Origin of the sequence: Gilliamella sp. ESL0441, assembly GCF_019469185.1 — a bacterium.
In the GTDB taxonomy this organism is placed as follows: Bacteria; Pseudomonadota; Gammaproteobacteria; order Enterobacterales; family Orbaceae; genus Gilliamella.
In genome coordinates, this window is record NZ_CP048264.1 from 405,579 (window position 1) to 417,653 (window position 12,075).

Consider the following 12,075-nt stretch of genomic DNA (forward strand, 5'->3'; position numbering starts at 1 on the left):
ATTAGGTAGGATTTAATGTATGACAAAAGAAGAACTAAAAAGACAAGTTTGCAGTGCTATTGCTAATCGTAAAGCGGATATAAAAGCGATTGCTGAGGCAATTTGGGCTGAACCTGAACTGGGCTATAAAGAACACAAAACCGCAAAAAAAGTTGAAGAAGCTTTTGAAAATCTTGGTGTACCCTATAAAAATAAATTGGCGTTAACAGGGGTGAAAGGGCGCTTAAAAGGTGGAAAAGGGAGCCAATGCAGTGTCGCAATTATTGGTGAGCTTGATGCCATTATCTGTGCTGACCATCCTGCAGCCGATGAAACCTCTGGCGCTGCCCACTGCTGTGGTCATAATGCTCAAATAGCGAATATGATGGCCGTCACCATGGGATTAATCGATTCTGGAGCGATGCAATTTTTAGCCGGTGATGTCGTTCCTTTTGCAGTACCTGCCGAAGAATACGTTGAAATTACTTATCGTAATCGTCTGATTGAAGAAGGTAAAATTAAGTATATTGGCGGTAAACCCGAACTTATTTCACGGGGTGAATTTGATGATGTGGATATGGCACTTCAAATTCATTTAACCAGCGTACCAAACGATCGCCAAGACGGATTTATTGAGATTTCAACCACAAGTAATGGATTTATCGGTAAATTAATCAAGTACAAAGGTGAAGCTGCACATGCGGCGGCGGCTCCTCATGCTGGTGTTAATGCGTTAAATGCAGCAATGATGGGGATGATGGGCGTTCATGCTATACGTGAAACGTTTCAGGAAAAAGATTATATTCGTTTTCATCCAATCATTACCCAAGGCGGTGATTTGGTAAATGTTGTACCAAGTGATGTCAGAATGGAAAGCTATGTTCGAGCGGGTAATGTTCCGGCAATGATTGATGCTAATGAACGAATTAATCAGGCATTAAATGCTGGGGCAATGGCTGTAGGGGCAACTTGTGAAATTAAAGATTTACCGGGTTATCTCCCATTGCAAAATAATCCAACCTTAAATGCATTTTTGAAAGCAAATGCTGAAGCGTTAATTGGCGAGGAAAATGTGTCGGTTGCACCGCATATGACCGGTAGCACAGATACGGGCGATTTATCGCATATCATGCCTGTTAGTCATCCGTGGATAGGATCCGTTAGAGGTGTGTTACATGGGAAAGATTATACGGTATTCGATGAAGAGATGGCTTATATTCGTCCTGCTCAAATGATGGCATGTACCATTATCGATTTGCTGTATGATGACGCAAAACCAGCTCAAACATTATTATCAAACTATAAACCACTGATGACCAAAGACGAGTATTTAAGCTTCTTAGCGAGTTTTGATAAATAATGTTTATGACTTGGCACAATGCTGTGCCAAGTTTCTGCTATAATAGATTCTTTATGATTAATCACGATGATGATTCCCTATGCTAGCACTAACCGATCAAGAATTACTTCGTTATGACAGGCAAATTTCCTTACTAGGCTTTGATATCGATAAACAGCAAATGTTAAAAAATAGTGCGGTATTGATCATCGGGCTAGGCGGTTTAGGGTGCGCAGCTTCGCTTTATTTGAGTCGTGCAGGTATAGGAAAATTGACGCTAGTTGATTTTGATACCGTATCAGAATCCAATTTGAATCGACAAATTTTATATACTAATCAAGAAATTAACCAGCTGAAAGTAGATGTGGCGAAACAAACATTAATTAAAATGAATGCTGACATTAAAATCGATACTATTAATCAGAAACTTGATGATGTTTCGTTAACTTCTCTTATAAAACAACATAATCTTGTCATTGATTGTACCGATAATTTATCTTCGAGAGAACAGATAAACCGCTGCTGTTTCCAAGTAAAAAAACCGTTAGTGTCAGGTGCTGCAATTCGAATGGAAGGCATATTAACGACTTTTACTTATCAAGCAAATGAGCCTTGTTATCACTGTTTAAGTCGATTGTTTGGGCAAGATCAACTGACTTGTGTTGAAGCGGGGGTAATGGCGCCTTTAGTTGGCATGTTTGGTTCCATGCAGGCATTAGAGGCAATTAAAGTTTTGACTGATTATGGTCAACCTTTGGTTGGTCGTGTACTGATGATTGATGCAAAAAGTATGCATTTTAATCACGTATCTTTGTCGAAACAGCCAGATTGTCAGGTTTGTGGAAACAGTCATAAAATATAGGTAACACAATGAACATCGATCGTATTATTTTAGCGCCAATGGAAGGGGTACTTGATTATCATGTCCGGCAAATTTTGACTGAAATAAACGCATTGGATTACTGTGTGACCGAGTTTGTGCGCATTACTCATCATAAATTATCCAATCGAACTTTTTATCGACTTTGTCCCGAGCTGCATCATGGCGGCAAAACGGCATCCGGTACTCCAGTTCGTGTGCAGATTCTTGGACAATCACCCGAATGGATGGCAGAAAATGCCGTTAAAGCAATTGAATTAGGCTCGTATGGGGTAGATATTAATTTTGGTTGTCCAGCTAAAACCGTTGTTGGTAGTCATGGTGGCGCATATCTATTGCAATATCCAGATCAAATCTTCAATATTGTTAAGCAAGTCAGACAGGCAATGGGAACATCCGAAATATTATCCGTTAAGATTCGTTTAGGTTGGGCAGATAAATCTTATTGTTATGAAATTGCTGACGCCATTGCACTTGCTGGCGCAAATGAGTTGGTTATCCATGGTCGAACAAAAGCGGATGGTTATAAAGCCGATAAAATTGATTGGCAAACAATTGGAAATATAAAGCAACGGGTCAATATTCCGATCATAGCTAATGGCGAGATTTTTTCTAAACAACATGCGCAAGATTGTGTAAGACAAAGCCAAACAAGCGATATTATGCTAGGTCGTGGAATATTAACTATACCAAATTTAGCGAATATGCTACGTTTTAATGAAGCGCCTTTAAGCTGGAAAAACGTATTAAATATATTAATGCGTTACGCAACCACGACGATAGAGGATGTAAAACCGTTATATCACTCAGCTCGCATTAAACAGTGGCTTGCTTATTTTCGGCAATACTATGCGCCAGCATCAGACTTACTTAGTCAGATTAGGACACTAAAAACCCAAAAAGAGATTTCCGAACATTTAAAGCGAATCATAGAACAATCATAGCATTTTTGATGTTATCGTTATTTCATTGGTCATTGATATTGCTTACAATGACCTCTATTTGTCACAACGTTTATTGAATGATAATTAAAATTAAGACAATATATTTTGCAACTAATTAATTCTTAAAAGTTTTAATCGGTGTTTAAATTAGATTCACTAATCCATTTTTTTACCTGTTAGAATTCTTAAAGTAACTCCCCACAAGAATGATTGAATCATCAAAATTAGAAGGAGCAATAGCCAATATCTTTGATTTCCAAATATAGTTTTAACTAAAATGTCAAAAAATATTGGAGAGAAGCAAAGACTTATAATTAACAACAAGAAATTTGCTAAAAAAGCTAATTTAATTATCAGTTTTGCTTGAAGCTGATTACTTGTTTTTGTGAAGCGATTTTTTAACATCAAAATAGGAATAGGCGTACTTATAATAATGTATAATATTACTACTATATAAAATACAAGTGATATGTCTGATTGCAAATAATTGGTATCCTTTGGAATCATAAAGAAATAGAGTTGAATCAGAATAGCGAAGAAAAAGATAATAAATAAATTACGATGGATTTTGGTACTGTTTTGACTGTCAATCCTAAAAGGTTGATAATTTTTATTAAAAATATTTTTCATATTTTTTAATAAATAATAGGTAAATAAGCCTATAATACAATAGATTATACATTCTTGAACTATTCGAAAGAAAAGGCCTACCCAAATATCATAATCTGTTTCAAACATAATCCATTGTATATCGAAGCTTATAAAATAGTGAACTATACTGATAAGTAATCCGATTAAACAAACAAGGATAATATTAAATTGTGAAAAGTTATGAATATTGATTTTATAAAGTGTAATAGCTGAAATCGCTAATATGAATAAAAAATAGGGGAGGATTATAATCGATTTTATGAAAACAAAATAAGTGAAATGATTTTTAATAATGAATTCAATGTGATAACTATAACCAATTTGATATAAAAATATCATCAGTGAAAAAAATACATATGATAGTGCGAGAACAAAAGGTAGTTTAAAAAAAGAGAGTTTTTCCAATCCATTTTTCATCGTTATCTTCCAAAAATCGTGTAAAAATCAAACTTAAATATTTAGTCCTGATATTATAGAGATAATAAGTGATATAACAAAGATTTATCCATAATAAAATGCGGATTATCTTCATTGTGAGTATATAATTTATTGTGTAATTTTGTTATAGTGTACAAGTTGTAAATTGTAAAATAGTATAGAGAGGACTGAATGATTATTGGTAAACCACAATCGGATACAACGTTAGAATGGTTTTTGTCTCACTGCCATATTCATAAATATCCAGCAAAAAGTACCTTAATCCACCAAGGTGAAAAAGCAGAAACTCTCTATTATATTGTTAAAGGTTCAGTCGCCGTTTTAATAAAAGATGATGAAGGCAATGAGATGATTTTGTCTTATTTAAATCAAGGTCAATTTTTAGGCGAATTAGGCCTTTTTGAAGAAGGAACCGAACGAAGTGCTTGGGTGAAAGCAAAAACAAGTTGTGAAGTTGCAGAAATATCGTATAAAAAATTTAAGCAACTTGTCCAAGTCAATCCCGATATTTTAATGCGACTGGCAAGTCAAATGGCAAGTCGATTACAAGTGACTTCTGAGAAAGTCAGTAATTTAGCTTTTTTAGATGTTGCCGGTCGTATTGCGCAAACATTATTGAATTTGGCTAAACAACCTGATGCGATGACACATCCTGATGGTATGCAAATCAAAATTACTCGTCAAGAAATAGGTCAAATTGTTGGTTGCTCACGTGAAACAGTAGGGCGTATTTTAAAAATGCTTGAAGATCAGCATCTCATTTCCGCACATGGTAAAACAATTGTTGTATATGGAACACGTTGATTAGAAAAATGGCAAAAGTATTTAGTTTAATTCATAAAATGATTAAGATTATGCGAGATATAACGTGACAAAAGAAAGATGTATTCCAAGTCATGTGGCTATAATTATGGATGGAAATGGTCGCTGGGCACAACAACGAAAACAATTACGAGCTTTTGGTCACCGAGCTGGTCTTAAAGCGGTGCGTGAAATAGTTTCTTACGCAGCAAGTATAGGCATAAAAGTCCTTACGTTATACGCTTTCAGCAGTGAAAACTGGAAGCGTTCATCAAGTGAAGTCTCAGCGCTAATTTCGTTGTTTATTTATGCATTGAATCGAGAAACTAAAAATTTGCATAAAAATAATATCCGTTTAAATATTATTGGTGATGTAACACGTTTTAATGATCAACTTCAATCAATGATTTTCAAAGCAGAAACTTTGACCAAAGATAATTCAGGTTTAATCTTAAATATTGCAGCCAATTATGGTGGACGCTGGGATATAATGCAATCTGTTCATAAAATAACCCAAAAAGTTAAAAATGGAGAGTTGAGGTTAGATGAAATTACCGAAGAAAGGATAGGAGCAGAAATGAGCATGGGAGAGTTTCCTGATGTTGATTTAGTTATTCGTACCGGTGGAGAATATCGAATAAGTAATTTTTTATTGTGGCAGATTGCTTATGCTGAGTTCTATTTTACTGATACTTTTTGGCCTGATTTTAATCAAACACAATTTGATAATGCAATTAATGAATTTAATCAGAGAGAGCGTCGTTTTGGTGCTGTTTTAACTGAGGAACTAACATGTTAATTCAAAGAATACTTGCTGCCATTATACTTTTACCTTTAGTTGTTGTGGCACTATTTTATGCACCGTTTTCCATTTTTGTTTATATTATTATATTAATTTGTGGTCTTGCTGCTTTTGAATGGGCACAATTTTTAGCTCTTACCAAAAAGCAATCTAAACTGCTTTTTGCTTTAGGGGTGGTTGTTTTTCTGGGTATTCTTTATTTTTTACCTTTTCCCATCGAGCTAAAATCAAAAATTTATATTTCAATCATGTCACTATCAATCGTTTGGTGGTTATTAGCACTGATTTTAGTGTTGAGTTATCCTAATAGTGCAAAATATTGGCGTAATTCTTTTATTGCAAAATTGCTTTTTGCTTTTTTCACTTTAATTCCTTTTTTTATCGGAATGATTCAACTTAGGGCAATTAATTATCCAACCAATTCTTATACCGGAGCATTTTTGCTTCTGTATGTTTTTGTTTTAGTGTGGGCAACAGATACCGGTGCGTATTTTGTTGGTAGAAGTTTAGGTAAACATAAATTATCCCCAAAAGTTTCACCAGGAAAAACATTAGAGGGTTTTTTAGGTGGCGTAATTGTTGCTGTAGTGATTAGCTTAATCATTTATGCAACGAATTTTTTTACAATAAGTTTTACAACATTTATTATTAGTTCTCTATTTGCTATATTTGTGTCAGCATTAGGTGATCTAACAGAAAGTATGTTTAAACGTGAAGCAGGAATAAAAGATAGTGGAAACTTGATTCCAGGGCATGGTGGTGTTTTGGATCGAATCGATAGTTTAACAGCAGCTGTTCCTATTTTCGCGACATTATCTTTGCATTTATTATAAAAAGGTTATAGATTTTGCTTTGGTCACTGTTGTTATTTATCATTACAATCAGTATATTAGTTACTGTACACGAATTTGGGCATTTTTTCGTCGCTCGATTATGCGGTGTACATGTTGAATGTTTTTCAATTGGTTTTGGTAAAAAAATTTGGTCGCATAAGTTTTCGAGTGGAACAGAATTAGTCATAGCTATGATTCCACTTGGCGGTTATGTTAAAATGCTTGATGAAAGTACCAAAAAATTAACAGCAGACGAAGAAAAGAAAGCTTTTAATAGGAAGAAAATTTGGCAACGTGCCGCAATTATATTTGCAGGTCCCTTTGCCAATTTTATATTAGCGCTTATTCTTTATTGGATTATTTTTATGCTTGGAGTAGTAACCTATCCGGTTAAAATCGGTGGTTCGATACCCAATACCCCAATGTCGACTGTTAATATACCGTCAGGCGCTGAGTTAAAAAAGATTAATCAAATTAGCATAGAAAGTTGGAATGATGTAAATTTAGCATTAATTTCTGTTCTTGGTCAGAAAAATGTTACATTAACTTATATCGATAATAATGGTTATAATAACTCAAAAGAAGTTTCAAAAAACGTTGATATCAGTCATTGGCGTTTTGATATTGAAAAAGAATCTGCGATAAAGACCTTTGGTTTTATACCTAAAACACTGGAAATTTATCCAATTATGAGTAAAATTGTACCTAATTCTGCGGCAGAAAAAGCAGGATTGCAGGTTGGTGATAAAATAATAAGTTATAATAATCACCCATTTGTAGATTGGAATGATTTTTCCGCTATAATAAAAAAAGGTAATCAAATAAGATTAAAAGTTGAGCGTAATAATCAATACCTTTACTTGGAACTTAAGCCGGTAATTCAGGCTAATGGAGAAGGTATCGCTGGGTTATATCCTACTTCGGAAGCCATCATTAAGCAGTATGGATTTTTAGCAGGATTTAGCAAAGGATTAGAGCAGACGTTGTTAACTACTCAGTTAACGGTTCGTTCTTTTTATCAGTTGGTAACAGGTGTTATTGGTCTTAATAATTTATCTGGACCAATAACAATAGCAAAAAGCGCAGGGCAAACAGCAAGTTATGGTTTTACGCCTTACTTATATTTTCTAGCATTTATCAGTATAAGCTTAGGTGTAATCAATCTTGTTCCATTACCAATGTTAGATGGCGGTCACCTTATTTTTTTATTTTTTGAAAAAATAACAGGTAAAAGCTTATCAGATAAAGCAAAAGAAAGATTTTATCGTCTTGGATTTGTTTTATTAATTGTAATAATGGGAATTGCACTATTTAATGATGTTTTACGATTGTGATGGAATGAGGTTATAAACATTTACAATGAAAAAAATAAATAAATTACTTATAGCATCTTTGCTGTTTAGTACAACAGCAGTATACAGTTCCAATGCATTTTGTGTTGATGAATTCGTGGTTAAAGGCATCAGATTTGAAGGTTTGCAACGCGTAACTTTAGGTGCAGCATTACTTGAAACACCCGTTCAAGAAGGGGATTATATCAGTGAATCTGATGTAGGACATATTATCAAATCGCTTTATGCTAGTGGTAATTTTGACAATGTCACTGTATCTCGTGATGGTGATGTTTTAATTATCAGTGTCGAAGAACGTCCAACAATTGCAAGCATCAGCTTTTCTGGTAATAAATCCATCAAAGATGAAATGCTCAAAAAGAACCTTGATAGTTCAGGAATTCGAGAAGGTGATGCGCTTGATCGAACCATGCTTTCTGCGATGGAAAAGGGGCTAGAGGATTTTTATTATAGTGTTGGTAAGTACAATGCACGCATTAAAGCGGTTGTAACGCCATTATCTCGCAATCGAGTTGACCTAAAACTGGTTGTGGCTGAAGGTAAATCAGCTTTAATCGACCAAATTAACATCGTGGGTGCTAATGCTTTTTCTTCTGAAGAACTTGTTTCTCGTTTTTCGTTGCGTGATCATGTGCCGTGGTGGAACTTTTTTGGTGATCGCAAATACCAAAAACAAAAGTTAGCTTCTGATTTAGATGAATTACAAAGCTTTTACTTAAATCGTGGTTATGCACGGTTTAATATTGAATCAACGCAAGTAAGTTTAACGCCGGATAAAAAAGGTATCTACGTTACCATCAATATTCACGAAGGTGATCAATATAAACTCTCTGACTTAGACTTTATAGGTAATTTTGCTGGACATAAAGACGCTATTACTCAAATAGCTAATGAGCGAGTCGCTATTGGTGAACTTTATAGTGGCAAAAAAGTGACAGAAATTGAAGATAAAATTAAACAACTTCTCGCTAATTTTGGTTATGCTTATCCAAAAGTCTCTGTTCAACCTGAAATGGATGATAAAGCACACACAGTAAAATTGAATGTTATAGTTGATGTTGGACAACGTTATTATGTCCGTAATATCAACATTGAAGGAAATTCGGTAACCAGTGAAGGTGTTGTTCGTCGTGAACTTCGTCAAATGGAAGGTGCTTGGCTAAGTAATGGATTAGTTGAATTAGGAAAAGATCGTTTAAATCGATTAGGTTTTTTTGAGACAGTTGAAGTTGAAACGCAGCGTGTTCCAGGAATTGATGATCAGGTAGATGTGACTTATAAAGTTGCTGAACGTAATACAGGTAGTATTAAACTTGGTATAGGTATTGGTTCTGATAGTGGTATTAGTTTCAATGCTGGTATCTCTCAAGATAACTGGTTAGGTACTGGTAATAGTGTTTCATTTGATATCAATACTACCGATACAGATAAAACCGCTTCAATATCGATTGTAAATCCATATTTTACTATTGATGGTGTTAGTTTAGGTGGAAGCGTCTATTATAATACCTATAAAGCAGATAGTGATGACGATGAATCTGTCTATTCAAGTAAAGTATGGGGCGCAGCGGCAAATTTAGGGTTCCCAATTAGTGAAAATAACTTTGTTCGCTTTGGGACTGAATTTGCAAATCGTAAATTATCAGATATGCGACCTCAATATGGAATGTGGCGTTATTTTGACTCAATGGGTGAAAAAACCAAAAATAAAAACTCAATGACTTATAATACCAATGATTTATTATTGAATGCGAATTGGACCTATAACTCGCTTGATCGTGGTTACTTTCCTACTGAAGGTTTGAAATTAAACGCAAATGCCAAAATCACAGCGCCAATATTTGAGAATCGATTCTATAAAGTGGTAGCTGATGCTTCATACTATCTACCAATCGATAATGATCATAATTGGGTGTTCTTAACTCGAGGTCGATTAGGTTATGGAAGCGGTTTTGGTGGAAAAGAATTACCATTTTATGAAAACTTCTATGCCGGCGGTTCTTCAATCCTAAGAGGATTTAAATCAAATACGGTTGGTCCTAAAGCAGTATATTTTAATAAAGACTATTGTACTGATTTGAGTAATACAGCTGGATGTACAGAATCGAAAGATTCCGTTGGTGGTAATGCACTAGCATTTGCGAGCGCGGAATTAATTGTACCAACTCCTTTTGTTGGTGAAAAATATTCAGATAGTATTCGAACATCTTTATTTGTTGATGCGGGTACTGTTTGGGATACTGAGTGGGATTTAAAAGGACATAACATTCCTGATTACAGTTCTTTCTCTGATATTCGAGTATCTGTTGGTTTTGCTGTCCAGTGGATGTCTCCGTTAGGACCATTAGTCTTTTCTTATGCTGTACCAATTAAGAAGTATGATGGTGATTCCTCACAACAATTCCAATTTAATATAGGTTCAACATGGTAATAACATGTTATGATAACGTAAAACACAAGGTGAAAAAAGTGAAAAAAATTATTTCGATTATTGGTCTTAGTGCAGTAATACTGTTTTCAGGTATGGCAAGTGCAGAAGTAAAAATTGGTGTTATAGATGTTATGTCTGTACTACAACGTATGCCTCAACGTGAAACTGTAGGTAAGGCTTTAGATAAAGAATTTGATTCAAAAATTAAATCAATGCAGGAGTTAGAAACCAAAGCTAAAGATGCGAATGCTCGTCTAAAAAAAGAAGGACCAACACTTTCTGCATCTGAAAAAAACAAATTAAATAAAATAATTTCTGATTTTGAAAGTAAAGCGAAAGCATTTTCTATTGAATACCGTAAACGTGAAACAGAAGAAGCTGAAAAATTATTAGTCAAAATTCAAGAAGCAGTTAAAAGTATCGTAGCAACTGAAAAATACGATCTTATTTTAAAAGCTGAAGCTGCATTGTCTGCTTCTGATGCCGTTGATATTACTGAAAAAGTATTGGAAAAGGTCAAAAATTAATGTTAGCTTGTCGTTTAGAGCAACTAGCAAAGCATCTTGATGCGAAATTACACGGTGATGGTGATTTAACTATCACCGGTTTAGCATCAATGAAAAGTGCAGTATCAGGACAGATCACTTTTTTGGCTGATAAAAAATTAAAAGATAACTTATCAAATTGTAAAGCATCAGCTGTCGTAATGACCGAAGAGTGTTTGGAATATTGGCAAGGAGCAGCACTGATAGTAAACAATCCTTATCTTGCTTATGCGAAATTAGCTCAGTTTCTTGATACTACACCGGTACCGGCAAAAGATATTGCACCATCAGCTGTTATTGATGAAACAGCTCAATTAGGTTCAAATGTCTCTATTGGAGCGAATGCCGTTATCGAAAGTGGGGTAAAATTAGGTGATAATTGTATTATAGGCGCAGGTTGTTTTGTTGGTAAAAATACAACAATAGGTGCTGGTACAAAATTATGGGCTAATGTGTCTGTATATCACAATTGTATTATTGGCGATAATTGTTTAGTTCAATCAGGAACTGTCATTGGCGCAGATGGATTTGGTTATGCTAATGATAAAGGGGTATGGATTAAAATCCCTCAATTAGGGCGAGTTGTTATAGGCAATAATGTTGAGATTGGGGCATCGACCACTATAGATCGTGGCGCACTTGATGATACTATTATTGGAAATGGTGTTATCATTGATAATCAATGTCAAATTGCACACAATGACATTATTGGTGATCATACCGCAATAGCGGGTGGTGTTATCATGGCAGGAAGCCTAACAGTAGGTCGTCATTGTTTAATTGGTGGAGCAAGTGTAATAAACGGGCATATGGAAATTTGCGATCAAGTTACTGTTACCGGTATGGGAATGGTAATGCGTCCTATCACGAAGCCGGGTGTCTATTCGTCAGGAATTCCATTGCAGGAAAACAAAGTCTGGCGAAAAACAGCTTCATTAGTTTTACATATTGACGAAATGAATAAACGCTTGAAATCGCTTGAGAAGAAACTATTAAATAGCTCGACGTAGACGGTTTCGGTCGGTATAATGCCTGCCTATTTATAAATTTTTAAAGCTCAATTATCACGTTTAATGTATT

11 protein-coding genes are annotated in these 12,075 nt (G+C 34.8%); 10 read left to right on the forward strand and 1 reads right to left on the reverse strand.

Features of this window, described 5'->3' with window-relative positions; all coding sequences use genetic code 11:
- Positions 1-19: 19 nt before the first annotated feature.
- The 3 genes from GYM75_RS01895 (at position 20) to dusC (ending at position 3,142) form a co-directional block, all read left to right on the forward strand.
- Positions 20-1,339, forward strand: coding sequence for an amidohydrolase (locus GYM75_RS01895; RefSeq protein WP_220216494.1), 1,320 nt, complete (start codon positions 20-22; stop codon positions 1,337-1,339).
- A 79-nt stretch (positions 1,340-1,418) separates the two neighbouring features.
- A complete protein-coding gene (locus tag GYM75_RS01900; RefSeq protein WP_220216495.1) occupies positions 1,419-2,180 on the forward strand; it encodes a molybdopterin-synthase adenylyltransferase MoeB in 762 nt (253 codons plus the stop codon).
- An 8-nt stretch (positions 2,181-2,188) separates the two neighbouring features.
- Positions 2,189-3,142, forward strand: coding sequence for a tRNA dihydrouridine(16) synthase DusC (gene dusC / locus GYM75_RS01905; protein ID WP_220216496.1), 954 nt, complete (start codon positions 2,189-2,191; stop codon positions 3,140-3,142).
- A gap of 156 nt (positions 3,143-3,298) precedes the next feature.
- On the opposite strand, the gene GYM75_RS01910 is transcribed toward dusC, so the two are convergent.
- Positions 3,299-4,210 (reverse strand): hypothetical protein, encoded by a 912-nt coding sequence (locus GYM75_RS01910; RefSeq protein ID WP_220216497.1) that lies wholly within the window; start codon positions 4,208-4,210, stop codon positions 3,299-3,301.
- A 192-nt stretch (positions 4,211-4,402) separates the two neighbouring features.
- Here GYM75_RS01910 and crp point away from each other — a divergent pair, with 192 nt between their 5' ends.
- From crp to lpxD, 7 genes are all read left to right on the forward strand, one after another.
- Positions 4,403-5,035, forward strand: coding sequence for a cAMP-activated global transcriptional regulator CRP (gene crp / locus GYM75_RS01915; RefSeq protein WP_220216498.1), 633 nt, complete (start codon positions 4,403-4,405; stop codon positions 5,033-5,035).
- 64 nt (positions 5,036-5,099) lie between these two features.
- Complete coding sequence (locus GYM75_RS01920; RefSeq protein ID WP_220216499.1) at positions 5,100-5,831, forward strand: isoprenyl transferase; 732 nt, start codon at positions 5,100-5,102, stop codon at positions 5,829-5,831.
- A complete protein-coding gene (locus tag GYM75_RS01925) occupies positions 5,825-6,667 on the forward strand; it encodes a phosphatidate cytidylyltransferase (RefSeq protein ID WP_220216500.1) in 843 nt (280 codons plus the stop codon). Before GYM75_RS01920 ends, GYM75_RS01925 begins: the two co-directional genes overlap by 7 nt.
- Before the next feature lie 14 nt (positions 6,668-6,681).
- The gene (rseP, locus tag GYM75_RS01930) at positions 6,682-8,001 is read left to right on the forward strand and encodes an RIP metalloprotease RseP (protein ID WP_220216501.1); all 1,320 of its coding nucleotides are present in this window, start codon (positions 6,682-6,684) and stop codon (positions 7,999-8,001) included.
- Positions 8,002-8,026: 25 nt separating this feature from the next.
- A complete protein-coding gene (bamA, locus tag GYM75_RS01935) occupies positions 8,027-10,450 on the forward strand; it encodes an outer membrane protein assembly factor BamA (RefSeq protein WP_220216502.1) in 2,424 nt (807 codons plus the stop codon).
- A 38-nt stretch (positions 10,451-10,488) separates the two neighbouring features.
- Complete coding sequence (locus tag GYM75_RS01940; RefSeq protein WP_220216503.1) at positions 10,489-10,977, forward strand: OmpH family outer membrane protein; 489 nt, start codon at positions 10,489-10,491, stop codon at positions 10,975-10,977.
- Entirely contained in the window at positions 10,977-12,005 is a 1,029-nt protein-coding gene (gene lpxD, locus GYM75_RS01945) for a UDP-3-O-(3-hydroxymyristoyl)glucosamine N-acyltransferase (RefSeq protein ID WP_220216504.1), read from the forward strand. The genes GYM75_RS01940 and lpxD overlap by 1 nt, the downstream gene beginning before the upstream one ends.
- Positions 12,006-12,075: the final 70 nt, after the last annotated feature.